General features: G+C 71.1%; 24 protein-coding genes. 19 read left to right on the forward strand and 5 right to left on the reverse strand.

The window, feature by feature from the left end:
- The first annotated feature begins 53 nt into the window (after window positions 1-53).
- Genes ABZ193_RS10195 through ABZ193_RS10205 form a run of 3 tightly spaced genes read left to right on the forward strand, consistent with a single transcriptional unit; the run spans window position 54 to window position 5,598 of the window.
- Window positions 54-3,428, forward strand: a complete 3,375-nt coding sequence (locus ABZ193_RS10195) for a pyruvate carboxylase (RefSeq protein WP_020418082.1) — start codon at window positions 54-56, stop codon at window positions 3,426-3,428.
- Between the two features lie 43 nt (window positions 3,429-3,471).
- Window positions 3,472-4,275 carry an arginase family protein gene (locus ABZ193_RS10200; RefSeq protein ID WP_354709611.1) on the forward strand — a complete coding sequence of 268 codons (804 nt, stop codon included), beginning with the start codon at window positions 3,472-3,474 and terminating at the stop codon, window positions 4,273-4,275.
- 30 nt (window positions 4,276-4,305) lie between these two features.
- Window positions 4,306-5,598, forward strand: coding sequence for a cyclopropane-fatty-acyl-phospholipid synthase family protein (locus ABZ193_RS10205; RefSeq protein ID WP_354709612.1), 1,293 nt, complete (start codon window positions 4,306-4,308; stop codon window positions 5,596-5,598).
- Here ABZ193_RS10205 and ABZ193_RS10210 read toward each other — a convergent pair.
- Window positions 5,595-6,584, reverse strand: a complete 990-nt coding sequence (locus ABZ193_RS10210; protein ID WP_237336375.1) for an LLM class flavin-dependent oxidoreductase — start codon at window positions 6,582-6,584, stop codon at window positions 5,595-5,597. The genes ABZ193_RS10205 and ABZ193_RS10210 overlap by 4 nt on opposite strands.
- Before the next feature lie 323 nt (window positions 6,585-6,907).
- Between ABZ193_RS10210 and ABZ193_RS10215 the strand changes: the two genes are divergently transcribed.
- The gene (locus ABZ193_RS10215; protein WP_354709613.1) at window positions 6,908-7,132 is read left to right on the forward strand and encodes a hypothetical protein; all 225 of its coding nucleotides are present in this window, start codon (window positions 6,908-6,910) and stop codon (window positions 7,130-7,132) included.
- Between the two features lie 3 nt (window positions 7,133-7,135).
- Here the strand turns inward: ABZ193_RS10215 and ABZ193_RS10220 are convergent, their stop codons facing one another.
- Together ABZ193_RS10220 and ABZ193_RS10225 are read right to left on the reverse strand one after the other, a co-directional pair.
- The gene (locus ABZ193_RS10220) at window positions 7,136-8,071 is read right to left on the reverse strand and encodes a glutamate ABC transporter substrate-binding protein (RefSeq protein WP_027935872.1); all 936 of its coding nucleotides are present in this window, start codon (window positions 8,069-8,071) and stop codon (window positions 7,136-7,138) included.
- A gap of 113 nt (window positions 8,072-8,184) precedes the next feature.
- The gene (locus ABZ193_RS10225) at window positions 8,185-10,314 is read right to left on the reverse strand and encodes an ATP-binding domain-containing protein (RefSeq protein ID WP_354709614.1); all 2,130 of its coding nucleotides are present in this window, start codon (window positions 10,312-10,314) and stop codon (window positions 8,185-8,187) included.
- A 118-nt stretch (window positions 10,315-10,432) separates the two neighbouring features.
- Here ABZ193_RS10225 and rsmD point away from each other — a divergent pair, with 118 nt between their 5' ends.
- The 11 genes from rsmD (at window position 10,433) to ABZ193_RS10280 (ending at window position 18,026) form a co-directional block, all read left to right on the forward strand.
- Window positions 10,433-11,005, forward strand: a complete 573-nt coding sequence (gene rsmD / locus ABZ193_RS10230) for a 16S rRNA (guanine(966)-N(2))-methyltransferase RsmD (protein ID WP_237336372.1) — start codon at window positions 10,433-10,435, stop codon at window positions 11,003-11,005.
- Between the two features lie 20 nt (window positions 11,006-11,025).
- Complete coding sequence (gene coaD / locus ABZ193_RS10235; protein ID WP_020418090.1) at window positions 11,026-11,508, forward strand: pantetheine-phosphate adenylyltransferase; 483 nt, start codon at window positions 11,026-11,028, stop codon at window positions 11,506-11,508.
- A gap of 83 nt (window positions 11,509-11,591) precedes the next feature.
- The gene (locus ABZ193_RS10240; RefSeq protein ID WP_354709615.1) at window positions 11,592-12,014 is read left to right on the forward strand and encodes a ribonuclease; all 423 of its coding nucleotides are present in this window, start codon (window positions 11,592-11,594) and stop codon (window positions 12,012-12,014) included.
- 106 nt (window positions 12,015-12,120) lie between these two features.
- Window positions 12,121-12,843, forward strand: a complete 723-nt coding sequence (locus ABZ193_RS10245; protein WP_020418092.1) for a DivIVA domain-containing protein — start codon at window positions 12,121-12,123, stop codon at window positions 12,841-12,843.
- Between the two features lie 50 nt (window positions 12,844-12,893).
- Window positions 12,894-13,481 (forward strand): YceD family protein, encoded by a 588-nt coding sequence (locus tag ABZ193_RS10250; RefSeq protein WP_354709616.1) that lies wholly within the window; start codon window positions 12,894-12,896, stop codon window positions 13,479-13,481.
- 76 nt (window positions 13,482-13,557) lie between these two features.
- Window positions 13,558-13,740, forward strand: a complete 183-nt coding sequence (gene rpmF, locus ABZ193_RS10255; protein ID WP_017987516.1) for a 50S ribosomal protein L32 — start codon at window positions 13,558-13,560, stop codon at window positions 13,738-13,740.
- A gap of 14 nt (window positions 13,741-13,754) precedes the next feature.
- Entirely contained in the window at window positions 13,755-14,495 is a 741-nt protein-coding gene (rnc, locus tag ABZ193_RS10260) for a ribonuclease III (protein WP_084506093.1), read from the forward strand.
- A 172-nt stretch (window positions 14,496-14,667) separates the two neighbouring features.
- On the forward strand, window positions 14,668-15,531 hold the full coding sequence (gene mutM / locus ABZ193_RS10265; protein WP_027935873.1) for a bifunctional DNA-formamidopyrimidine glycosylase/DNA-(apurinic or apyrimidinic site) lyase: 864 nt from the start codon (window positions 14,668-14,670) through the stop codon (window positions 15,529-15,531).
- An 18-nt stretch (window positions 15,532-15,549) separates the two neighbouring features.
- Window positions 15,550-16,095 carry an isopentenyl-diphosphate Delta-isomerase gene (idi, locus tag ABZ193_RS10270; RefSeq protein WP_020418096.1) on the forward strand — a complete coding sequence of 182 codons (546 nt, stop codon included), beginning with the start codon at window positions 15,550-15,552 and terminating at the stop codon, window positions 16,093-16,095.
- Between the two features lie 23 nt (window positions 16,096-16,118).
- Entirely contained in the window at window positions 16,119-17,105 is a 987-nt protein-coding gene (locus ABZ193_RS10275) for an alpha/beta hydrolase (RefSeq protein WP_354709617.1), read from the forward strand.
- 477 nt (window positions 17,106-17,582) lie between these two features.
- Complete coding sequence (locus ABZ193_RS10280; RefSeq protein ID WP_157358541.1) at window positions 17,583-18,026, forward strand: hypothetical protein; 444 nt, start codon at window positions 17,583-17,585, stop codon at window positions 18,024-18,026.
- 45 nt (window positions 18,027-18,071) lie between these two features.
- On the opposite strand, the gene ABZ193_RS10285 is transcribed toward ABZ193_RS10280, so the two are convergent.
- Window positions 18,072-18,593: a general stress protein gene (locus tag ABZ193_RS10285; protein WP_020418100.1), complete on the reverse strand. Its 522-nt coding sequence runs from the start codon at window positions 18,591-18,593 to the stop codon at window positions 18,072-18,074.
- 77 nt (window positions 18,594-18,670) lie between these two features.
- Window positions 18,671-20,506 carry an asparagine synthase (glutamine-hydrolyzing) gene (gene asnB, locus ABZ193_RS10290; RefSeq protein WP_354709618.1) on the reverse strand — a complete coding sequence of 612 codons (1,836 nt, stop codon included), beginning with the start codon at window positions 20,504-20,506 and terminating at the stop codon, window positions 18,671-18,673.
- 346 nt (window positions 20,507-20,852) lie between these two features.
- Between asnB and kdpF the strand changes: the two genes are divergently transcribed.
- The 4 genes from kdpF to ABZ193_RS10310 are packed head-to-tail and all read left to right on the forward strand — an operon-like array spanning window position 20,853 to window position 25,244.
- Window positions 20,853-20,954 (forward strand): K(+)-transporting ATPase subunit F, encoded by a 102-nt coding sequence (gene kdpF / locus ABZ193_RS10295; RefSeq protein ID WP_017987524.1) that lies wholly within the window; start codon window positions 20,853-20,855, stop codon window positions 20,952-20,954.
- Window positions 20,954-22,615, forward strand: a complete 1,662-nt coding sequence (gene kdpA, locus ABZ193_RS10300) for a potassium-transporting ATPase subunit KdpA (RefSeq protein ID WP_354709619.1) — start codon at window positions 20,954-20,956, stop codon at window positions 22,613-22,615. The genes kdpF and kdpA overlap by 1 nt, the downstream gene beginning before the upstream one ends.
- Window positions 22,612-24,654 carry a potassium-transporting ATPase subunit KdpB gene (gene kdpB / locus ABZ193_RS10305; protein WP_354709620.1) on the forward strand — a complete coding sequence of 681 codons (2,043 nt, stop codon included), beginning with the start codon at window positions 22,612-22,614 and terminating at the stop codon, window positions 24,652-24,654. The genes kdpA and kdpB overlap by 4 nt, the downstream gene beginning before the upstream one ends.
- A gap of 2 nt (window positions 24,655-24,656) precedes the next feature.
- Complete coding sequence (locus ABZ193_RS10310; RefSeq protein WP_237336361.1) at window positions 24,657-25,244, forward strand: potassium-transporting ATPase subunit C; 588 nt, start codon at window positions 24,657-24,659, stop codon at window positions 25,242-25,244.
- Window position 25,245: the final 1 nt, after the last annotated feature.

A 25,245-nucleotide genomic window follows, 5' to 3' on the forward strand; every position in this document is an offset into this window, starting at 1 on the left:
TCGGCAGGGTAACGTCACAGCACTACCGATCCGTGAACAGGGAAGGACCGGGCATGTTTCGCAAGGTGCTGGTCGCCAACCGCGGGGAGATCGCCATCCGGGCGTTCCGCGCGGGCTACGAGCTGGGCGCGGGCACAGTGGCGGTGTTCCCCCACGAGGACCGCAACTCGCTGCACCGTCTGAAGGCCGACGAAGCCTACGAGATCGGCGAGCCGGGACACCCGGTCCGCGCCTATCTCGACGTCGAGGAGATCGTCGGCGCCGCGCGGAAAGCCGGCGCGGACGCGGTCTACCCCGGTTACGGATTCCTGTCCGAGAACCCCGATCTCGCGCGCGCGTGCGAGGAAGCCGGCATCACCTTCGTCGGCCCGAGCGCGGAAATCCTGGAACTGACGGGTAACAAGGCGCGCGCCGTGGCGGCCGCCCGCGACGCCGGCGTGCCGGTGCTCGGCTCGTCCCAGCCGTCGACCGACGTCGACGAGCTGACCGCGGCCGCCGAGGAGATCGGGTTCCCCGTGTTCGTCAAGGCCGTCGCCGGTGGTGGCGGCCGCGGGATGCGCCGCGTCAACGACCCCGCGCACCTGCGCGAGTCGGTCGAGGCCGCGATGCGCGAGGCCGAATCGGCCTTCGGCGACCCCACCGTGTTCCTCGAAAAGGCTGTCGTCGACCCGCGGCACATCGAGGTCCAGATCCTCGCCGACGGCGCGGGCAACGTCATCCACCTCTTCGAGCGCGACTGCTCGGTGCAGCGGCGCCACCAGAAGGTCATCGAGCTGGCTCCGGCGCCGAACCTCGACCCCGAGCTGCGCGACCGCATCTGCAACGACGCCGTCGCGTTCGCCCGCAAGATCGGTTACCGCAACGCGGGCACCGTCGAGTTCCTGCTCGACAAGGACGGCAACCACGTCTTCATCGAGATGAACCCGCGCATCCAGGTGGAGCACACGGTGACCGAGGAGGTCACCGACGTCGACCTGGTGCAGTCGCAGCTGCGCATCGCCGCCGGCGAGACCCTGGCGGACCTCGGCCTGTCCCAGGAGAAGGTCTACCTGCGCGGCGCGGCCATGCAGTGCCGCATCACCACCGAGGACCCGGCCAACGGGTTCCGCCCGGACACCGGCATGATCAGCGCCTACCGCTCGCCCGGCGGCTCCGGCATCCGCCTCGACGGCGGCACCGCGTTCGCGGGCACCGAGATCAGCGCGCACTTCGACTCGATGCTGGTGAAGCTCACCTGCCGCGGCCGCGACTTCAAGACCGCGGTGGGCCGCGCCCGCCGTGCCCTCGCGGAGTTCCGCATCCGCGGCGTTTCCACGAACATCCCGTTCCTGCAGGCCGTGCTGGACGACCCGGACTTCGCGGCCGGGCGCGTCACCACCTCGTTCATCGAGGAGCGCCCGCACCTGCTGACCGCGCGGCACTCGGCCGACCGCGGCACGCGCCTGCTGACCTACCTCGCCGACGTCACGGTCAACAAGCCGCACGGCGAACGCCCGCGGCTGATCGACCCGACCACGAAGCTGCCGTCGCTGCCCTCGGGCGAGCCGCAGGCCGGGTCGAAGCAGAAGCTGACCGAGCTGGGCCCGGAGGGGTTCGCCCGCTGGCTGCGGGAGTCGCCGACGCTGGGTGTCACGGACACGACGTTCCGCGACGCGCACCAGTCGCTGCTCGCGACCCGCGTGCGCACGAAGGACCTGCTGGCCGTCGCGCCGGTCGTGGCGCACACCCTGCCGCAGCTGCTGTCGCTGGAGTGCTGGGGTGGCGCGACCTACGACGTCGCCCTGCGGTTCCTCGCCGAGGACCCGTGGGAGCGGCTGGCGCAGCTGCGTGAAGCCGTGCCGAACATCTGCCTGCAGATGCTGCTGCGCGGCCGCAACACCGTCGGCTACACGCCGTACCCGACCGAGGTGACCAACGCCTTCGTCGAGGAGGCCACCAACACCGGCATCGACATCTTCCGCATCTTCGACGCCCTCAACGACGTCGAGCAGATGCGCCCGGCCATCGAGGCCGTGCGGGAGACCGGGAAGGCCGTCGCCGAGGTGGCGCTCTGCTACACCTCGGACCTGTCCGACCCCGGCGAGAAGCTGTACACGCTGGACTACTACCTCAAGCTGGCCGAGCAGATCGTCGGCGCGGGTGCGCACGTCCTGGCGATCAAGGACATGGCCGGCCTGCTGCGCGCGCCCGCCGCGGAGAAGCTGGTTTCCGCGCTGCGCAAGGAGTTCGACCTCCCGGTGCACATCCACACCCACGACACCGCGGGTGGTCAGCTGGGCACCTACCTCGCGGCGATCAACGCGGGTGCGGACGCGGTCGACGGCGCGGTCGCGTCGATGGCCGGGACCACCTCGCAGCCGTCGCTGTCGGCGATCGTCGCGGCCACCGACCACTCGGCGCGGCCGTCCGGGCTGAGCCTGCGCGCGGTCGGCGACCTGGAGCCGTACTGGGAGATCGTGCGCAAGATCTACGCGCCGTTCGAGGCGGGCCTGGCCTCGCCGACCGGCCGCGTGTACGACCACGAGATCCCCGGCGGCCAGCTGTCCAACCTGCGCACGCAGGCGAAGGCGCTGGGCCTTGGCGACCGCTTCGAGGAGATCGAGGCGATGTACGCGGCGGCCGACAAGATCCTGGGCCACCTGGTCAAGGTCACGCCGTCGTCCAAGGTGGTCGGCGACCTCGCGCTGCACCTGGTCGGCGCCGGTGTCGAGCCGGAGAAGTTCGAGGCCGAGCCGAACCGCTACGACATCCCGGACTCGGTGATCGGGTTCCTGCGCGGCGAGCTGGGCGACCCGCCCGGCGGCTGGCCGGAGCCGTTCCGCACCAAGGCGCTGGAGGGCCGCGCCGAGCCCAAGCCGGTCGCCGAGCTGTCCGCCGAGGACCGCGAGGGGCTGGCCAAGGACCGCCGCGCGACGCTGAACCGCCTGCTGTTCCCCGGGCCCACCAAGGAGTTCGAGGAGCACCGCCGCGCCTACGGCGACACCAGCGTGCTGCCGAGCAAGGACTTCTTCTACGGTCTGCGCCCGGGCGAGGAGTACGCCGTCGACCTGGAGCCCGGCGTGCGGCTGCTGTTCGAGCTGGAAGCGGTCGGCGAGGCCGACGAGCGCGGCATGCGGACCGTGATGGCCACGCTGAACGGCCAGCTGCGCCCGATCCAGGTGCGCGACCGGTCGGTGGCCGCGGACCTGCCCGCCGCGGAGAAGGCCGACAAGTCCGACCCGAAGCAGGTCGCCGCGCCGTTCGCGGGTGTGGTCACGCTGTCGGTGGCCGAAGGCGACGAGGTCGCCGCGGGCGCCACGGTGGCGACCATCGAGGCGATGAAGATGGAGGCGGCGATCACGGCGTCCGAGTCCGGGAAGGTCGCCCGCCTGGCGATCAACTCGGTCCAGCAGGTCGAGGGCGGCGACCTCCTGATCGTGCTGGAGTAAAACCGCGTGCGGCGGCACCCGTGCCGTCGTTAGGGTCGGCGCCGTGCTGATCCAAGCGGTGCCGCAGTGGCAAGGGGCCCGGACACCCCGGGCGGGCGATCTGCCCGCGGGGTGCCGGGCCCTTTCCGCGTTCGCGGCGGAGGTGCTCGACGTGCCGGTGCGCGAGGTGCGTTTGGAGGCGGGCGAAACACCCGTCGTGGAGGGCGTCGCGAACCGGGAAGCGTTGCTGGACAACAAGAAGCGGCACGCCGAAGCGCTCGCCGACGGCCCGGTGCTCACCGTCGGCGGGGACTGCGCGGCCGACCTGGTGCCGGTCGCCGCCGCCCGCGCCCGGCACGGTGAGCGGTTCGGCGTGGTGTGGTTCGACGCGCACGCCGACCTCAACACCCCGGCCAGTTCACCGTCGGGCGCCTTCCACGGAATGGTCCTGCGGTCGCTGCTGGGCGACGGCGATCCCGCGTTCGCGGCCGCGCCCGCGCTGGAGCCGGGCCGCGCGGTGCTCGTCGGCGCCCGGGCGTTGGACCCGGCGGAACGGGACGAAATCGAGGCGGGCCGGGTCCGGCTGGTTACGGGAGAACCGTCGCGGATTGTCGCGGAAGTCCGCGATGCCGGTATCGAACGGCTGTACGTCCATGTTGATCTCGACGTTCTGGACCCGTCCGCGTTCGCCGGAATGGACTACCCGGAACCCGATGGGATGAGCGTGACGCAGCTCGTCGACGGGCTGCGCGCGCTCGCGGAGTTCGAGGTCGTGGGCGCGGGCGTCACCGAATGCGTTTCCGGCAAACGGGAGGAACTGGCGATTCTGGCACCCGTGCTGCACACCATTGGTGAATTACTTCGCTAATACAAGCGATTTCGCGGGGCGCGTGCTTGAATGAGGTTCGTGGGTAGCGCAGGCGGAGTCGCCGGCGCCGTTGGTGAACTCCTGCACACGGCGCTCGGCCAGGTTGTCCCGATCCGGATTCGTTGCTGGGACGGCAGTGAAACCGGCCCGCCGGACGCGCCGGTCCTGCACATCAGGCACCGCCGGGCGCTGCGCCGGCTGCTGTGGGCGCCGAACGAACTCGGCGTCTCGCGGGCGCATGTCGCGGGCGAGCTCGACGTCGAGGGGCCGTTCGTGGAAGCCCTGGAACGGCTGCACGACCTGGTCTACGACGTCGACTTCGACGTGGACCTGACGTGGTCGCTGCGGCGCGATCTCGCGAAGGCGGCGCTGAAGCTGGGCATCGTCGGGTTCCCGCCGAAGCCGCCGCCCGAGGAGATCAAGCTCGCCGGGCGCATGCACTCCCGGCGGCGCGACGCGGCCGCCATCTCGCACCACTACGACGTCGGCAACGACTTCTACGCGCTGGTGCTCGGGCCGTCCATGACGTACTCGTGTGCGGTGTGGGCGAAGCCGGAGACCACGCTGGAGCAGGCGCAGACCGCGAAGGTCGACCTGGTCGCGCGCAAGCTCGGCCTGCGCGAAGACATGCGGGTGCTCGACGTCGGCTGCGGCTGGGGCACCTTCGTCATCCACGCGGCCAAGGAGTACGGCGCGCACGCGGTCGGCGTCACGCTGTCGCAGGCGCAGGCCGACTTCGCCCGCAAGCGGGTCGCCGAGGAGGGGCTGTCGGACCTGGTGGAGATCCGGGTGCAGGACTACCGCGAGGTGTCCGACGGGCCGTACGACGCGATCTCCAGCATCGGGATGGCCGAGCACGTGGGCGCGTCGATGCTGCCGGTGTACGCGAAATCGCTGTTCGAGCTGCTGCGCCCGGAGGGACGGCTGCTCAACCACGCCATCTCGCGGCACCCGTCGGTGCCGCCGCGCGACCAGAAGACGTCGTTCATCGACCGGTACGTCTTCCCGGACGGCGAGCTGGAGCCGGTCAGCGTGATGGCGGGCGCGCTCGAAGAGGCCGGCTTCGAGGTGCGTGACGTCGAGGCGCTGCGCGAGCACTACGGGCGCACGTTGCGCGCGTGGGTCGCCAACCTGGAGGCGAACTGGGACGAAGCCGTTCGCCTGAGCGGCGCCGGACGGGCCCGCGTGTGGCGGCTGTACATGGCCGCGTGCGCGCTGAGCTTCGAAAGCGGCGCGATCGGGGTGAACCAGATCCTCGCCGTGAAGCCGACGGCGCGCGGCGGCAGCGGGATGCCGCCGGTGCGCACCGCCTGGCTGTCCTAGTCGCGGGCGAGGCCGGCCACCAGCTCGTAGGAGCGCAGGCGGTCGGCCTCGCCGTGGACCATCGTGGTGATCATGATCTCGTCGGCGCCGGTGTCCGCGACCAGCGTCTCCAGGCCCTTCCGGACGTTCGACGGCGAGCCGTGGATCGTCGTGCCGAGGCGCTCGTCCACGAAGTGCCGGTCGATGTCCGAGTACGGGTACTCGGCGGCCTCCTCGGGTGACGGCAGCGGGATCGGGTTGCCGCGGCGCAGCTGCAGGAACTGCAGGCCGCTCGGCCCGGCCAGCCACCGCGCCTGCTCGTCGGTGTCCGCGCAGATCACCGCCGCGCCGAGCATCACGTAGGGCTCGGACAGCGCCTCCGACGGCCGGAACGACTCGCGGTACAGCTCGACCGCCGGGATCGTGTTGCGCGCGCTGAAGTGGTGGGCGAAGGCGAACGGCAACCCGAGCGAGCCGGCCAGCCGCGCGCTGAACCCGCTCGACCCGAGCAGCCACACCGGCGGCTTGTACCTCGGCACCGCGCGCACCGCGCCCGCGCCGTCGAAGTAGCCCATCAGCTCGGTCAGCTGCTCCGGGAAGTCGTCCGCGCCGAGCGCCTGCGGGGACCGGCGCAGCGCGAGCGCCGTGCGCTGGTCGGTGCCGGGGGCGCGGCCGATGCCGAGGTCGATGCGGCCCGGGTGGAAGGCCTCCAGCATCCCGAACTGCTCGGCCACCACGAGCGGCGCGTGGTTGGGCAGCATGATGCCGCCGGAACCGACGCGGATGGTCTCGGTGGCCGCCGCGACGTGGCTCATCAGGACGGTCGTCGCCGAGCTCGCCACGCCGGGCATGTTGTGGTGCTCGGCCACCCAGAACCGGCGGTAGCCGAGCCGCTCGGCGTGCCGGGCCAGCTCGACGGACCCGCGGAGCGCGGTGCGCGCGTCCGCGCCGCTCGGGATGGGGGACAGGTCCAGCACGGACAACGCGACATCGGACAGAGGCTTCACGGCAACGTCCAACGCGGCCCTGGCCGCGGCTCTTCCCGGTTTTGTCCTACCCCTCGGCGATGGTCAGCAGACACCGCCGGGCGTGGCAGGGAACAGAAGATCCCAGGGCCGCGCGCTTACAACGGCCGGGCTTCGCATCCCCGCGGTGACATCGGATCGCACGCTCCGGCTCGCACGCGCTGTCCTGGGCACCCCGGGGTCGCTTCCCCACGCCTGCCGCGGGTTCAATGGCGGGCCTCACTCTGCGCAGGGCGGTGGCGAGCGCGGCGTCGCGGGAGGACGCGTTGCCGATCTTCACTGGTGCGCGCATGTGGAGCCGACAAGTGACCCGCACAGCGGGGGGATCGGAGCAGGTGGGCAAGGCGAGCGTCTCCGGCGGCCTGCTGAGCGCCATCCACCAGGCGCGCTACCTGCTCGACGCGCTGCGGCCGCTCGCGGGGCGGACGGTGCCGATCGAGCACCAGGAGGGGCTGCGCCCGACGGTGTTCACCGCCCCGCCGGACGGCGGCGCGGCGGTCACCTGCGGGGTCGTCCCGATGCGGGGGTAGCGGTCACGAGCCGGGGACCGAGCCGATCGCGGGCGGGGACGGTACGCCGCCGGTCACGACCGTGCCCAGCGTCTCCTGCCAGGCCCGCTGCCACAGCCCGGCGGCCTCGATCTTGCGCAGCCACTCGTTGACGAACCGCTTGAACGAGTCGTCGTCGAGCTTGAGGCCGATGCCGTACGGCTCGCTGGTGAACGGCTGCCCGCTGATCTGCAGCTTCGAGTCCAGTTGCGCCTCGCCGGCCAGCACGGTCAGGTCGTGCACGTACGCGTCGCCCTTGCCCTGCTCCAGCGCCTGCACGCACTCCTCGGCGGTGCCGAACGTGGTGATCTTCGCGCCGGGCGCGCGCTGCTGGATCGCCGCGACGCTGGTCGTCCCGGCGACCGCGAGGACGGTCTTGCCGTTGAGGTCGCCGGGGTCGTCGATGCCGGTGGTGCCCTTGAGGGTGGCGATCGCCTGCCCGGACAGCAGGTACGGCCCGGCGAACGCGACCCGTTGCGCCCGCTCCGCGGTGATCGTGTAGATCCGGATCACCGCGTCCACCGTGCCCGTTTTCAGCATCGCTTCCCGGGTTTCCGGTGTGGTCGTCACGATGTTGACGTTCGGCCTGCCGATGATGTATTTCGCGAGCATTTTTCCAAGTGTCGCGTCGAATCCGTCGGTGCTTCCGGTGATCGGATTCCGCTGCGACAGCAGGGGCAGGTTCTCGTCGCCGCCGATGACGAGCGTGCCGCGGGCCTTGATGGCCTGCGCCGTCGGGCTGGCCGCCAGGTCCGCGTCGCTCGCTACCGGCGCTTCGCCGATGACGCCCTGACCAGCCGAAACCTCGCCGCCGGTGCTCGCGTTGTCGTCGCCCGTACAGGCGACGCCCGTCGTGAGCAACGCCACGGCGAGGCCGATCGAGGCCGCCGTACGGCGCGCAGCACGCACCCAACCTGCCATGAGGTGCTCCATCCACAGTCCCGTGACACCACGAAGAGACGATCGGTCTCGCCGTGCATGGTAATTGCCCGGGAAATGGCGGGGGCTAACGAAGGCGTTGCGTTTTTCGTGATTTATTCCGCAGGCAGCCACTCGTCGTCGGAGGCCACGACCGTCAGCTGCTGCGTCGCGCGGGTCAGTGCGACGTAGAGCACGCGCCGCCCGGTGAGCGACTCGGTGATCAGCTCGGTCGGCTCGACCAGCACGACGGCGTCGTACTCCAGGCCCTTGGCGTCCAGGCTGCCGACGACCTTGAGCCGCTCGTCCGCCTGCCCCCGCACCCACGCGCCGACCTCGGCGACGCGGTCCATGGCGCACACCACGCCGACCGTGCCCTCGACCGCGTCCAGCAGCTCCTTCGCCGCCGCCTGCACCGCGCTCTCCACGCTGCCGCGCTCGACCAGCCGCACGTCCGGCTCGATCCCGGTGGTCCGGACCGCGCGCGGCAGCTCGCCCTCGGCGGCGTGCCCGGCGACCACGCGGGCGGCCAGGTCGAAGATCTCCGCCGAGTTCCGGTAGTTGGTGCGCAGCGTGTAGCGGCGGACCGGGGTGCGCGCGCCGAACACCTGCGTCCGGGCCTGCGCCGCCTCCTCCGGATCCGGCCACGAGCTCTGCACCGGGTCGCCGACCACCGTCCAGCTGGCGTACTTGCCGCGCCTGCCGACCATCCGCCACTGCATCGGCGAGAGGTCCTGCGACTCGTCGACCACGATGTGCGAGTACTCGTCGTAGTGCTCCGGCCGGTGCGGCTTGCCCTGCGACCCGCGCTCCGGCGGCGCCGCGTCCAGCTCGATCTGCTGCGCCCGGCGGCGGCGCTTGGGCGGCGGGCCGACCAGTACGCGCAGCTCGTCCAGCAACGCCACGTCGGCGACCGTCCACTCGCGCTCGCGGTCGGCGAACGAGGCGGCCAGCAGGTCGACCTCGGCCGGGGTCAGCACGCCGCGTGCCGCCTTGGTCAGGCGCCGCGGATCGCCCAGCCACCGCAGGATCTCGCCCGGGTACAGCACCGGCCACCACACGACCAGGAAGCGGTGGAAGTCGATCCGCTCGCCGAGGTCGTGGATCACCTCGGCGCGCTCGATCGAGCGGCCGTCGGCGCGCGCGTTCTCCTCGGCCCGGTCGGCCAGCGCCTCCAGCAGCGCCTCGGCCGCCCGCACCCGCGAGCGGTTCGGCGGCCCGCCGTGGCCGTGCACCTTGCGGCGGACCTTCTCCAGCTCCTTGCGGTTGAGCTTGAGGACGTCGCCCTTGTAGACGATCCGCATCTCGTCGGGCACGTCCGGCGGCGTGTCCCGCAGTGCCTTCGCCAGCACCTTGCGCATCCGCAGCGAGCCCTTGATCGCGGCGAGCGGCGCCGGGTCCTGCCGGTCGGTGCTGATGCCGTCGAGCACCGCGCCCAGCGCGCGCAGCTCGACGTTCGTCTCGCCCATCGACGGCAGCACGCGCGAGATGTAGTTCGTGAAGACCCCGGACGGGCCGACCACCAGCACCCCGGCCCCGCCGAGCTGGCGGCGGTACCGGTACAGCAGGTAGGCCGCGCGGTGCAGCGCCACGGCGGTCTTGCCGGTGCCTGGGCCGCCGGTGATTTCCGTGACACCGCGCCACGGCGCCCGGATGACCTCGTCCTGTTCCTTCTGGATGGTCGCGACGATGTCGCGCATCTTGTCGCCGCGCGACCGGCCCAGCGCCGCCATCAGCGCGCCCTCGCCGACCACCTGCATGTCGTCGCCGACCGCGTCCGGGATCAGCACGTCGTCGTCCACGTCGAGCACGGTCTGCCCGGAGCAGCGGATGACGCGGCGGCGCACCACGTCCATCGGCTCCTCGGCGGTGGCCTGGTAGAACGCGGCGGCGGCCGGGGCGCGCCAGTCGGTCACGAGGTTGTCGAACTCGGCGTCGCGGATGCCGAGGCGGCCGACGTAGATCTTCTCGCCGGTGGTGTGGTCGAGCCGTCCGAAGACCAGGCCTTCGTACTCGGCGTCCAGGGTCTGCAGCGTCTGGGTCGCGTGGTGGACCATCATGTCGCGCTCGAACAGCATCGAGGCCTGCTCGAAAACGGCTTCGCGCTGGGCGCCGTGGCCGATCTCGTAGCCCTTGGCACGCATCGCCTCCGCCTGCGCCCGGAGTTCGGCGAGCCGGGTGTAGACGCGGTCCACGTGGTGTTGTTCGATGGCGATCTCGGCCCGTCTGACCCGAGGTTCCGACACGCAGCGCTCCTACAGCTCACTCGCCGGCAACAGGAAGATTGACTCTACGCGTGCCCCGCGGGCCGTTCACCGGGTCCTGGGCAAAACACCGCGCAGAACACAGCGCGATGATGGGGCTGTGACGAGGATCGTGGCCGGGGCGGCGAGCGGGCGGCGGCTCAAGGTGCCGGCGCAGGGCACGCGGCCGACGTCCGAGCGCGTGCGGGAGGCGTTGTTCAACGCGCTGGAGGCGGCGGGCGAGTTGACCGACGCGCGGGTGCTCGACCTCTACGCCGGTTCCGGCGCGCTGGGGCTGGAGGCGCTCTCGCGGGGCGCGGCGGACGCGGTGTTCGTCGAGTCCGACCGGCGCGCGGTGCAGGTCCTCAAAGCCAACGTGAGCGCGCTCGGGCTGGGCGGTTCGGTGCGCTCCGGCCCGGTCGAGACGGTGCTGGCGCAGCCCGCCGACGAGCCGTTCCACCTCGTGCTGGCCGATCCGCCCTACTCGGTGGGCGCGGAGAAGATCGGCGCGGTGCTGGCCGCGTTGGGCGCGGGCGGCTGGATCGTCGAGGACGGGCTGGTGATCGTCGAGCGGGCGCTGCGCGACGGCGAACCGGACTGGCCCGCCGGGTTCGCGCCGCTGCGCACCTCGCGCTACGGCGACACGGCCTTGTACTGGGCGGAGTACGTCACTTCACCGCGCCACGGCGGGTAGAGCTTGATAGCGTCCGCCACATGCGGCGTGCGGTGTGTCCAGGCTCCTACGACCCGGTGACCAACGGCCACCTCGACATCATCGAGCGGGCGGCGAAGCTGTTCGACGAGGTCGTGGTCGCGGTCATGATCAACAAGTCCAAGAAGGGCATGTTCACCATCGAGGAGCGGCTGGACATGCTGCGCGAGATCACCGCGCACCTGCCCAACGTCCGCGTCGATTCGTGGCACGGGCTGCTCGTGGACTACTGCAGGCAGCACGACATCGCGGCGATCGCCAAGGGCCTGCGCTCGGTCAGCGACTTCGACTACGAGCTGCAGATGGCGCAGATGAACCGGGAGCTCTCCGGCGTCGAGACCCTGCTGATGTCGAACAACCCGGCCTACGGCTTCGTGTCCAGCTCGCTGGTCAAGGAGGTCGCCACCTACGGCGGCGACGTGAAGAACCTGGTGCCGGACGTGGTCTTCGAGCGGCTCACCGCGAAACTCGCCGAACGCGCCTGATCGGGCGACGACTTTCGTCGGGACTTCGGGCTCGTTCACCTGACGGCCTCCTACGGGTAACGCGTTCGGGCTACGGTCCGAAAATGACCAACATCACGAAGTCCCGGGTGGCCGGTGCGCTGCTCGCGGTCGTCCTCACGTTGTTCACCGGGTTCGGGCCGGCCGCTCCCGCCTCGGCCGCGCCGCTGTCCACCGCTCAGGCCGAGTGTGGCGACACCTCCGGCTTCACGGTGGTCGCGCTGTCCTCGCTGCCCGCCGAGGCCACCGACACCTACGAGCTGATCCAGCAGGGCGGCCCGTACCCGTACGAGCAGGACGGGACGGTCTTCCAGAACCGCGAAGGGCTGCTGCCGGCCTGCGCGAGCGGCTACTACCACGAGTACACCGTGGAGACGCCCGGCAGCGACGACCGCGGCGCGCGCCGCATCGTCACCGGCTCGGCGGGGGAGTACTTCTACACCGGCGACCACTACGCGAGCTTCGACCTGGTGGACGTGAATTCCTGACGGTTCCCCTTGACACGCCCGGTGACGCAGCGTTCCCCCCTTTCCCCGGAGAAACGGGCAGACTTGTGGTCAAGCCGGATGGGGAAAGGCCACCTAGGGAGTCGCTGTGTACCGGGTGTTCGAGGCGCTGGACGAGCTCGTCACGATCGTGGAAGAGGCACGCGGGGTGCCGATGACGTCCAGCTGCGTGGTTCCCCGCGGGGACGTCCTCGAACTGCTCGACGACGTGCGCGACGCGCTGCCCCGCGAGGTCGACGACGCGCAGGACGTGCTCGACCAGCGCGACGAGCTGATCAACAAGGCGCGCCACCAGGCCGAGACGACGGTGGGCGACGCCAACGCCGAGGCCGAGCGGGTCACCTCCGAGGCCGCCGCCGAGGCCGAGCGCATGATCGCCGACGCGCAGGCGCGCGCCGAGCAGGTCATGGCCGACGCGCGCGCGGAGGCCGAGCGGATGATCGCCGCGGGCCAGGCCGAGTACCACAACCTGACCGAGCGGGCCCGCGCCGAGGCCGAGCGCATGATGCAGGCCGGTCGCGACGCCTACGAGCGCGCCGTCGAGGACGGCCGCCACGAGCAGTCCCGGCTGGTGTCCCAGACCGAGGTCGTGCAGGCCGCGCACGCCGAGTCCGCACGGATCGTGGACGAGGCCCACGCCGAGGCCGACCGGCAGCGCGCCGACTGCGACGCCTACGTCGACGGCAAGCTCGCCGAGTTCTCCGAGCTGCTGTCCACCACGCTGCGGACGGTCGACTCCGGCCGCAACCACCTGCGCGGCCCGTCGAGCCTCGGCCAGCGCCCCACGCCCCTGTACGACTTCCAGCCCTGATCGCGGCGTAGAGTGGTGGGGTTGCCTTCCGCCCTCTACTCAACGGACCCATGTCTCAGCACAATGACTCTTCCGACGCCCGCAACCCGTGGGTCGTCGACACCCGTGAGCTGGGCCGGCGCGCCGGCCTGAGCCGGACCATCCAGCGCACGGCGCCCACCGCCGTCGAGTGGGGCGTGCCCGATGTGATCGTGGTGCCGAAGGGCGCCGAGGTCGAGCTGGACCTGCTGCTCGAGTCGGTGGTCGAGGGCGTGCTGGTCACCGGCTCCGCCGTGGTGCGGACCACCGGCGCCTGCTCCCGCTGCCTCGACCCGATCGACGACGAGGTCGAGGTCGAGCTCACCGAGCTGTTCGCCTACCCCGACTCGACCACGGACGAGACGACCGACGAGGACGAGGTCATGCGCCTCGTCGACGACCGGATCGACCTCGAACCGCTGGTCCGTGACGCCGTCGTGCTGGCGCTGCCGCAGGTCCCGCTGTGCCGCGAGGACTGCCCGGGGCTGTGCCCCGATTGCGGCGGGAAGTGGGCCGATCTCGAGCCCGGACACGGGCATGAGACGATAGACCCTCGGTGGGCCGCGCTGGTCGAGCGTTTCGACGACTCGTCCTCCGGCGGGCCCGGCCGGCAAGCCTGACGGGCATCAGCTCGTAAGCACCTGAGTAAGCACGCTCGCGCCCGCGTGAGCGAACCGTGGATGAGGAGATTCAGTCGTGGCCGTCCCGAAGCGGAAGATGTCGCGCTCCAACACGCGCCACCGTCGTGCGCAGTGGAAGGCGACGCCCGTGCAGCTGGTGCCCTGCCAGAACCGGGCCTGCCGGCAGCCGAAGCCGCAGCACGTGGCCTGCCCGACCTGCGGCCAGTACGACGGTCGTCAGGTCGTCGAGCCCGCCTGAGGTCGCTGACCAGTATGGGGGGCAGGTCGAGATCGGGAGGGCCGGCCGCCGACCCGAAACCGTTGCTCGAAGCGCTCGGCGTCGAACTCGACGCCGAGCTGCTCACGCTGGCGCTCACCCACCGCTCGTACGCGTACGAGAACGGTGGGTTGCCGCCGAACGAGCGGCTCGAGTTCCTCGGTGACGCCGTGCTCGGTCTGGTCGTCACCGACCACCTGTACCGCACGCACCCCGAGCTGCCGGAGGGGCAGCTCGCGAAGCTGCGGGCCAGTGTGGTCAACATGCACGCCCTGGCCGGGGTCGCGCGGGGGCTGGGTCCCGGTGGGCTCGGCGCGCACCTCCTCCTCGGCAAGGGCGAGGAGCTCACCGGTGGCCGTGACAAGGCGAGCATCCTCGCCGACGGTCTGGAGGCCGTGATCGGTGCGGCGTACCTCGCGCACGGCATCGACGCGGCTCGCGAGCTGGTGCACCGGCTGTTCGACGCGCTGCTGGCGGAGGCGCCGCTGCGCGGTGCCGGGCTGGACTGGAAGACGAGCCTGCAGGAGCTGACCGCGTCGGCCGGGCTGGGTGTGCCGGAGTACAAGGTGGAGGACACCGGGCCGGACCACCGCAAGGAGTTCAGCGCCACGGTGCTGGTCGCCGGCCGCGACTTCGGCAACGGCAACGGCACCACGAAGAAGGAAGCCGAGCAGAAGGCCGCCGAGACCGCTTGGCGGGCTCTTTCCGAGGAGCTGAAGCCGGAGGGCTCGGAGTAGATCTCGTGCGAAGCCGGGTCGCTGCCGTCGGTGCAGCGGCCCGGCTTCGTCGTTCCCGGCATATCTCGTGCGGGTTCGGCGTTCCACTGGAAGCACGCTGTCACGCTGTGTCGTCGTCATGCGACCCGGTCGGACGTCGGGAATTGTCGGGGGTCGTGGATAGGGTGGTGTGGTGCCGGAGCTTCCCGAAGTAGAAGTGGTGCGCCGCGGGCTGCAGGCCCACGTGGCGGGCCGCGGGATCGCTCGTGTCGAGGTGCTGCACCCCCGCGCGATCCGCCGTCACGAGCTGGGCCCCGAGGACTTCACCGGAAGGCTCGCCGGGGCGCGCGTCGAGGCCGCGCGGCGGCGTGGCAAGTACCTGTGGCTGGAGCTGTCGGACAAGGAAGCGATCCTCGCGCACCTGGGCATGAGCGGTCAGATGCTCGTGCAGCCCGAGGGCGCCCCCGACGAGAAGCACCTGCGCGTCCGCATCCGGTTCGACGACGGCGGCCCCGAGCTGCGGTTCGTCGACCAGCGGACCTTCGGCGGGCTCGCGCTGGCCGATCTCGTCACCTCCGACGGCACGCTCCTGCCCGCGCCGATCGCGCACATCGCCCGCGACCCGATGGACCCGGCGTTCGACCCGGCCCAGGCGGTCAAGGCCCTGCGCTCCCGCCGCACCGAGATCAAGCGCGCCCTGCTCGACCAGACGCTCGTGTCCGGGGTCGGCAACATCTACGCCGACGAGTCCCTCTGGCGCGCCCGGCTGCACTGGGCCCGCCCCACCGAGAAGCTCACCCGCGCCCAGGGCGCGGCCGTCCTCGAAGCGGCCACCGAGGTGATGAACGAGGCGCTCCACGCCGGCGGCACGTCGTTCGACGCGCTGTACGTCAACGTCAACGGCCAGTCCGGCTACTTCGACCGCTCGCTGAACGTCTACGGCCAGGGCGACCGCCCCTGCCGCCGCTGCGGCACGCCCATCCGCCGCGAGCCGTTCATGAACCGGTCGTCCTACTTCTGCCCGCGCTGCCAGCCCCGGCCGCGCCGCTCCTCCTGACACCGGAAGGCAGGTCACGTGGCCCAGGAAGAACTCGTGGTGCTGCTCGACGAGCGCTTCGACCCCGTCGGCACAGCGCCGAAGCGCACGGTGCACGACGCGCACACCCCGCTGCACCTGGCGTTCTCCTGCTACGTCTTCGACCGCGCCGGCCGCGTCCTGCTGACCCGGCGCGCGATCGGCAAGAAGACGTGGCCGGGCGTGTGGACCAACTCGTTCTGCGGCCACCCCGGCCCGGGCGAGGACATGGCCGAGGCCATCGCGCGGCGCGCGAAGCAGGAGCTGGGCCTGGAGGTCACCGGGCTGCGGAAGGTGCTGCCGGACTTCCGCTACACGGCGACGGACGCGGGCGGCGTGGTGGAGAACGAGTTCTGCCCCGTGTGGGTGGCCGAGGCCGACGCGGACCCGCTGCCCGAGCCGGACGAGGTGTGCGAGTGGCGCTGGTCGGCCTGGACCGACCTGGTGGAGAGCATGAGCCGCACGCCGTTCGTGTTCAGCCCGTGGTCGCAGTTGCAGGTCCCGCGGCTCGCGGAAACTCTTTCGGCGGGGGCAACACAGCGGTAACAGCCGGCTGGTGGGCTTGCCGGGTGCGTTCCCCGGACACCGCGCTCACCGGGATCGGCCCGGACACGTTCGACCTGCGCCACCGCACGATCCACGGCTACCGGCGCGCCTACCGCATGGCGGGCAGCGGTCCCGCGTTGCTGTTCGTCCACGGCATCGGCGACGACTCGTCCACCTGGCTGGACGTGCTCGCGTCGCTGACCAGGGACTACACGGTGATCGCGCCGGACCTGCTCGGCCACGGCGGTTCGGACAAGCCGCGCGCCGACTATTCGGTGGCCGCCTATGCGTGCGGGATGCGGGACCTGCTGGCGACGCTCGACATCGACCGGGTGACCGTGATCGGGCACTCGCTCGGCGGTGGCGTGGCGATGCAGTTCGCCTACCAGTTCCCGGAACGCTGCGAGCGGCTGGTGCTGGTCAGCTCCGGCGGCATCGGCGCTGGCGTGCACCCGCTGCTGCGGCTCGCGGCCGCGCCGGGCGCTGATCTGGTGCTGCCGCTGCTCGGCACCCCGCCGGTGCGGGAAGGCTTGCGGCGCTTCCGGAGCCTGCTGCGGGCGGGCGGCGGGTTCGGGTTGGGGGCGGATCTCGACTACGTGATCGGCAAGTACGTGCGGCTCGCGGAGTCGACCAGCAGGCAGGCGTTCCTGCGCACGCTGCGCGCGGTGGTTGACTGGCGCGGGCAGGTGGTGAACATGCTCGACCGCAGCTACCTGACGGAGGGCATCCCGACGATGCTGGTGTGGGGGACGCGGGACCACGTCGTGCCGAGCGAGCACGCGCTGGTCGCCCACGCCGCGATGCCGGGCAGCAGGCTGGAGATCTTCGAGGGCGCCGGGCACTTCCCGCACCACACCGCGCCGCAGCGGTTTCTGACTGTCCTGCGGGATTTCCTCACCACCACGACGCCGGCCCAGCATGACGTGCGCCGGTGGCGGGAGCTGCTGCGCACGGGCCGCAGTCCGCGTTCCGGCGGCTCCACGCCGTTGGGCATCTCGAGTGGGAGTTGAGGATTTCCTCGCCACGACGAGGCCCGCGCAGCATGATGTGCGCCGGTGGCGGGAGCTGCTGCGCACGGGTCACAGTCCGCGTTCCGGCGGCTCCACGCCGCTGGGCATCTCGAGCGGGAGTTGAGGATTTCCTCGCCACGACGAGGCCGGCCCAGCATGATGTGCGCCGGTGGCGGGAGCTGCTGCGCACGGGCCGCAGTCCGCGTTCCGGCGGCTCCACGCCGTTGGGCATCTCGAGTGGGAGTTGAGGATTTCCTCGCCACGACGAGGCCCGCGCAGCATGATGTGCGCCGGTGGCGGGAGCTGCTGCGCTCGGGTCGCAACGCGCGTTCCGGCGGCTCCACGCCGCTCGGCATCTCCAGCGGGAGCTGACCGCATCAGGACACCCGCCTCGACGACCACCGCCTCCGTGCGGTTACCTCCAGGATGATCTCGGGAGGTGCGGTGAAACGGGCGCGGTGGTGGAAGCTGGGCGGCGTGGCCGCCGTGTTGGTCGCGGCGGTCGTGCTGCTCGTGGTGCATGTGTTCGACGACGACCCCGCGGACACCGCGGACGACATCGCCACGGCGCTCACCGGCGAGGACCACGCGGCCTACCGGGACCTGCACTGCGCGGACCTGCCACCGGTGGACGAGGTCAGCCTGCCCGGCCAGGGCACCGTCTCGGCGTTCACCATCGGAGACATCTCCGTCTTCGACGTGCGCCAGAGCGCGGACGACGTCGCCGTCGCCGTGTTCGTGGCCGACGGGACCGCCAGCTTCGTCATCGGTGAACTCGGCAGGGACGACGGCTGGTGCCTGCTCGACCTGTTCGCCTGTCCCGCCGCGGCGCAGCCGGCCACGGTCTGGTCCGGCCCGGACTGGACGCAGCTGCGCCGGGAAAGCGTGTGCGGCGACGTCCTGTCGCGCCCCCGCAACTGAAAGAGCCCCGGGCCGGCGACCGGCCCGGGGCTCTCCTCGGCTACCTCAGTTGAACACGTGCGTCCGCGCGGCGAGGTTCGCCAGCAGCTCGCGGCCCTTCTCGGCGTTGCGCGGCTGGCTCAGCACGTCGTAGCGGCGCGCGACCAGCTGCGTCTGCGACACGAAGTCACGCTTGCCGCGGGTGGCGCCGTAGCTGATGGCCGCGAACACCATGCTGAACGCGACACCGGCGACCAGACCGAACAGGATCGGCAGCAGCCCGGCGCCCGGCGTGAACAGCGTCAGCAACAGGCCGACGAACACACCGAACCAGGCGCCCGACATCGCGGCTCCGCCGAGCACGCGGCCCCAGCTGAGCTTGCCGGCGACCCGCTCGACCAGCATCGGCTCGACCCCGACGATCGTGACGTCCGCCACGGGGAAGTCGTTGTCGGCGAGGTGGTCGACCGCCCGCTGGGCCTCTTCGTAGGAGTCGTAGGACCCGATCGGCCAGCCGGTGGGCAGGGTCGGGAGCTGCGGGCTCGTCCGGGCGTTGGTGAAAGCGGTCTGCGTGAATGCTTGGGTCATCTTCCTCACCTCTCCTGACCTGTTCAACGCTCCCGCATACCCACTTGTGCCCCATGTCCGAACCTCACAGGGAATCCTCAGACTCGCAGCTCCGGCCGGTAGATGTCGAACCAGTGGTGCAGGTCGAGCAGCCGGTCCAGGCCGTGGCGCGTGAGGGACGTCATCGTGGCCGGGTCCTGGCCCACCGCGTCCGTCACCCACTCGCGGGAGGCCAGTTCGAACACCGGGTCGCCGGGCGTCGCCAGCACCTCCTTCGCCTGCTGCTGCAACGCCTCCGCGTACACCGGGTCCTGCGTGGACGGGTACGGGCTCTTCACCCGGTCCACAACGGACCGCGGCAGCACGTGCTTGGTCGCGTGCCGCAGCAGGCTCTTCTCCCTGCCGTCGAACGTCTTCAGCGACCACGGCGTGTTGTAGACGTACTCGACGAGCCGGTGGTCGCAGAACGGCACCCGCACCTCCAGGCCCACCGCCATCGACGCGCGGTCCTTGCGGTCCAGCAGCGCCCGCACCATCCGCGTCAGGTGCAGGTGGCACACCTCACGCATCCGGCGCTCCTCCGCGGAAACCCCGTCCAGGTGCTCGACCCGCGCCAGCGCCGTGCGGTACTGGTCCGCGATGTAGCCCTCGAGATCCAGCGTGGACCGCACCTCCGCCCGCAGCAGCCCGCCGCGTTCGAGAGCGCCCGTGTTGAACGCCAGCCACGGGAACGTGTCAGCGTTGCGGGCGGTCTCGTCGTGGAACCACCGGTACCCGCCGAACACCTCGTCGGCCGACTCGCCGGACAGCGCCACCGTCGATTCCGCCCGGATGGCCTTGAACAGCAGGTACAGCGAGGTGTCCATGTCGCCCATGCCGGCCGGGATGTCCCGCGCGGTCAGCACCGCCCGCCGCACCGCCGGGTCGGTCAGCGCGGCCGGGTCCAGCACGACGTCCTGGTGCGCCGAGTCGACCAGCTTCGCCACGTCCCGGATGAACGGCGAGTCCGGGGTGTCGCGCATCTCGTCGGGCTTGAAGTTCTCCTCCTGCCCCACGAAGTCGACCGAGAAGGTGCGCAGCTGCTCGCCCTCCTCACGCAGCCGCGCGGCCGCCAGGCCGGTGATCGCGCTGGAGTCCAGGCCACCGGACAGCAGCACGCAGCGCGGCACGTCGGCGACCAGCTGCCGGTGCACGATGTCGGTCATCAGCTCGCGCACCCGCGCGACCGTGGTCTCCTGGTCGTCGGTGTGCTCGCGCGCCTCCAGCTTCCAGTACGTGCGGGTGTGCACGCCGTCCCGGTCCACCCGGACGATCGTGCCGGGCTCCACTTCGGACATCCCGTGCCACAGCGACCAGCCGGGCTGCTTGGTGAAGGAGAACAGCTCCCGCAACCCGTCCGCGTCCACGATCCGCTTCGCCGCGGGATTGGCCAGGATCGCCTTCGGCTCGGACCCGAACAACACGCCGTCGCGCGTCGGGTAGTAGTAGAACGGCTTGATGCCCATCCGGTCGCGGATCATGACGAGCTTCTCGTCGCGGGCGTCCCAGATGGCGAAGGCGTACATGCCGTTGAGGTGGTCGGCGACGGACTCGCCCCACTCCAGGTACCCGTGCAGCACGACTTCGGTGTCGCTGTCGGTGCGGAAGGTGTGGCCCTTGCCCTCCAGTTCGCGGCGCAGCTCGGTGAAGTTGTAGGCCTCACCGCTGTAGACCATGGCCACCTCGCCGGCCGGCGTGGTCACCGACATCGGCTGCCGCCCGCCGGGCAGGTCGATGATCGCGAGGCGACGGTGGCCGAGTGCGGCGTGCGGGGCGATCCACGTCCCGGAGTCGTCCGGACCACGGCAGGCCATGGTCCCGGTCATGGCGTCGAGCACTTCGCGCTGTTGGGTGAGGTCGGTCTCGAAGGAGACCCAGCCGGTGATGCCGCACATGCGTACTACCCTCCCGATGCTTAGCAAGTACAACTATGCGTAACACCGTGGTAACACAACTCACCGGTAACTGTCTGCTCGATTCGTCCGCTCTGACGGGATGGATTTCACGGAGTGTGGCCGGTCGCACACGCGCCTCAAGAACGCGTAAATCCGCGCCGGGGCGGCGTCAAGGCGCCGTCATCCGGACGAGGACACGGGACATCCGAGCGCACGCTGTCACCGGAGCGGTCACCGATCGGGTGACCCGTGCTGGAAGGTGTGAAGTGGCGGATCTGCTGTACGCCGTGCTGCTGATCGCGGTGTTCGCGGTGCTGGCGCTGACGTTGCGCGGGCTGGAGAAGCTGTGAGCGGCGCCGGGGTGGTGGCCAACGTCGTCGGCGGGGTGCTGGCGCTGGGCCTGATCGTCTACCTGTTCATCGCACTCACCAAGCCGGAGAGGTTCTGATGTCGGACCTCGCGTCCGGCCTGGTCACGGTCGGCATCCTCGTCGCCGCGCTCGCCCTGGTCCACAAGCCGCTGGGCGACTACATGGCGCGCGTGTTCACCAGCGAGCGGCACCTCAAGCTGGAGCGCGGCCTGTACCGCGCGTTCCGGGTGGACCCGTCCTCCGAGCAGCGCTGGCCCACCTACGCGCTGGGCGTGCTCGGGTTCTCGCTGGTGTCCATCGTCTTCCTGTACGTGCTGCAGCGCCTGCAGTCCGTCCTGCCGCTGAGCCTCGGCCGCGGTTCGGTCGACCCCGGCGTCGCGTTCAACACGGCGGTCAGTTTCGTGACCAACACGAACTGGCAGTCCTACGTGCCCGAGACGACCATGGGCCACCTCGTCCAGATGGCCGGGCTGACGGTGCAGAACTTCCTGTCCGCCGCGGTCGGCCTGTCCGTCGCGATGGCGCTGGTCCGCGGGTTCACCCGGTCCAGGACCGACCGGCTCGGCAACTTCTGGGTCGACCTGACCCGCGGCACCGTGCGGATCCTGCTGCCGCTGTCGGTCGTGTTCGCGATCGTGCTGATCGCGCTCGGCGTCACGCAGAGCCTCCGCGCCGGCGTCACGGTCACCGGCCTGGACGGCACGCAGAGCACCATCTCGATGGCGCCGACGGCGAGCCAGGAGGTCATCAAGGAGCTCGGCACCAACGGCGGCGGCATCTTCAACGCCAACTCCGCGCACCCGTTCGAGAACCCGAACGTCTGGACCGACCTGATCGAGATCTTCCTGATCCTGGTGATCCCGGTGTCGCTGACCCGGACGTTCGGCAGGCTCGTCGGCAACCCGAAGCAGGGGTACGTCCTGCTGTCCGTGATGGGTCTGCTGTGGACGTTCGTGCTCGCGGTGACCTGGTGGGCCGAGTCGCACCCGAACGGCCCCGCCGCCCTGCTGGCAGGCGCGAACCTGGAGGGCAAGGAGCAGCGGTTCGGCATCGGCGCGTCGTCGCTGTTCGCCACCAGCACCACCGGCACCTCGACGGGCGCGGTGAACTCGCTGCACGACAGCTACAGCGGCCTCGGCGGCGGCATGACCCTGCTGCACATGCTGTTCGGCGAGGTCTCGCCGGGCGGTGTCGGCACCGGCCTGTACGGCATCCTGGTGATGGCGATCATCGCGATGTTCCTGGCCGGCCTGATGGTCGGCCGCACGCCGGAGTACCTGGGCAAGAAGCTCGGCAAGCGCGAGGTCACGGCCGCCGCGATCGCGATGCTGGCGATGCCCGCGGTCGTCCTGCTCGGCGCCGGCGCGGCCCTGCTCATGCCGGGCACCGCGGGCGCGCTGGGCAACAGCGGGGCGCACGGACTGTCCGAAGTGCTCTACGCGTACGCCTCCACCGGCAACAACAACGGCAGCGCCTTCGCCGGCATCACGGTGACGGACGGCTGGTTCCAGTCCTCGCTGTCGGTGGCGATGCTGATCGGCCGGTTCGTGCCGATCATCGCGGTCCTGTGTCTGGCCGGTTCGCTGGCCGCGCAGAAGAAGGTGCCGGAGACCGCGGGCACCCTGCCGACGACCGGGCCGCTGTTCGGCTCCGTGCTCGCCGGAACCATCCTGCTCGTCGCGGCGCTGACGTTCGTCCCGGCGCTCGCGCTCGGTCCCATCGCGGAGGCCATGGCATGACCATCACCCAAGACCGGCCCGTCGAAACACCGGCTCGCGTAGGCGCGGGCGTGTTCAACGGACGGCAGCTGCTGACCTCGCTGCCCGACGCGCTGCGCAAGCTCCACCCGCGGCACCAGGTCCGCAACCCGGTCATGTTCGTGGTGTGGGCAGGCTCGGTGCTCACCACGGTCTTCGCGGTCACCGACCCGAGCGTGTTCACGATCCTGATCGCGGTGTGGCTGTGGTTCACGGTCGTGTTCGCGAACCTGGCCGAGGCCGTCGCCGAGGGGCGGGGCAAGGCGCAGGCGGAGTCGTTGCGCCGCACCAAGAAGGAGACCGTCGCGCGGCGGATCACCCCGGACGGCGAGGAACGCGTGCCGGGTGTCGAACTGCGGGTGGGCGACCTGGTTGTCGTCGAGGCGGGGGAGATCATCCCCGGCGACGGTGACGTGGTCGAGGGGATCGCGACGGTCGACGAATCGGCCATCACCGGTGAGTCCGCGCCGGTGATCCGCGAGTCCGGCGGTGACCGCAGCGCCGTCACGGGCGGCACGACGGTGCTGAGCGACCGGATCGTCGTCCGGATCACCACCAAGCCCGGCGAGTCCTTCGTGGACCGGATGATCGCGCTGGTGGAGGGCGCGTCGCGGCAGAAGACGCCGAACGAGGTCGCGCTGACGATCCTGCTGTCCACGCTGACGATCATCTTCCTGCTCGCTGTCGTGGCGCTGCAGCCGATGGCCGCCTACTCCGGCAGCGAGCAGTCGGTGATCGTGCTGACCGCGCTGCTGGTGTGCCTGATCCCGACGACGATCGGGGCGCTGCTGTCCGCGATCGGCATCGCCGGGATGGACCGGCTGGTGCAGCGCAACGTGCTCGCCACGTCCGGCCGCGCGGTGGAGGCCGCCGGTGACGTGTCGACGCTGCTGCTGGACAAGACCGGCACGATCACCTTCGGCAACCGGAGGGCGACCGAGCTGATCCCGGTCGGCTCGACGGACCCGCACCAGCTGGCCGAGGCCGCCCGGCTGTCCAGCCTCGCCGACGGCACCCCGGAGGGCCGCAGCGTCGTCGAGCTGACCGAGGGCACCACGGTTCCCGGCGGCGGCGAGTTCGTCCCGTTCACCGCGCAGACCCGGATGAGCGGCGTCGACCTGCCCGGCCGCCAGGTCCGCAAGGGCGCGGCGAGCGCGGTCCGCGAGTGGGTGCGGGAGCACGGCGGCGACTTCCCGGACGAGACCGAGCGGATCGTCGACGAGATCAGCGAGCAGGGCGGCACCCCGCTGGTGGTCGCCGAGCTGACCGGCGGGCACGCGTTCGTGCGTGGCGTGATCCGGCTGTCCGACGTGGTCAAGCCGGGCATGCGGGAACGGTTCACCGAGCTGCGCCGGATGGGCATCCGGACGGTGATGATCACCGGGGACAACCCGCGCACCGCGAAGGCCATCGCCGAGGACGCCGGCGTCGACGACTACCTCGCCGAGGCCAAGCCCGAGGACAAGATGGCGCTCATCCAGCGCGAACAGGAGGGCGGCCGGCTGGTCGCGATGACCGGCGACGGCACCAACGACGCGCCCGCGCTGGCCGCGTCCGATGTCGGGGTCGCGATGAACACCGGCACGTCGGCCGCGAAGGAGGCCGGCAACATGGTCGACCTCGACTCCGACCCGACGAAGCTGATCGAGATCGTGGAGATCGGCAAGCAGCTGCTGATCACCCGCGGCGCGCTGACGACGTTCAGCATCGCCAACGACCTCGCCAAGTACTTCGCCATCCTGCCCGCCATGTTCGTGGCGATCTTCCCGCAGCTGGCGGCGCTGAACATCCTGCACCTGGCGACCCCGCGGTCGGCGATCCTGTCCGCGGTGATCTTCAACGCGCTGATCATCGTGGTGCTGATCCCGCTCGCGCTGCGGGGCGTGCGGTACAAGCCGTCCAGCGCGTCCGCGCTGCTGCGGCGCAACCTGCTGGTCTACGGGGCCGGCGGCATCGCGACGCCGTTCCTCGGCATCTGGCTCATCGACCTCGTCGTCCGCTTCATCCCTGGAATCGGGTAGTCATGATCAAGAATCTGGTGAAGCAGACCGGCGCCGGCCTGCGGGTGCTGCTGGTGTTCACGGTGCTGCTCGGGGTGGTCTACCCGCTCGGCGTGTGGGCGGTGTCCCGGATCCCGGGGCTGCACGACAACGCCGAGGGGTCGCTGGTGACGGCGAACGGGCAGGTCGTGGGCTCGTCGCTGATCGGGATCGACCCGGTCCCGGCCGACCCCGCGCACGACCCGTACTTCCACACCCGGCCCTCGGCGACCGGCGACCCGGCGGTGTCCGGCGGCTCGAACAAGGGCGGGTTCAACTCCGACCTGGTCGCGGCCGTCGAGGAGCGCAAGGCGGCCATCGCGCAGCGCGAGGGCGTCTCGCCGGACGCGGTGCCCGCCGACGCGGTCACGGCCTCGGCGTCGGGCCTCGACCCGGCCATCAGCGTCGCTTACGCCGACCTGCAGGTGCCGCGGGTGGCGCGCAACACGGGGCTGACCGAGGACCGGGTCCGGCAGCTGGTCGAGGCGAACACGACCGGTCACGGCATCGGCATCCCGGGGGTGAACGTGCTCGAACTCAACCTCGCCGTCCAGCTGGCAGGAGCACACTGAA

The organism is Amycolatopsis sp. NPDC006125 (genome assembly GCF_040614195.1).
GTDB lineage: Bacteria > Actinomycetota > Actinomycetes > Mycobacteriales > Pseudonocardiaceae > Amycolatopsis_E > Amycolatopsis_E tucumanensis.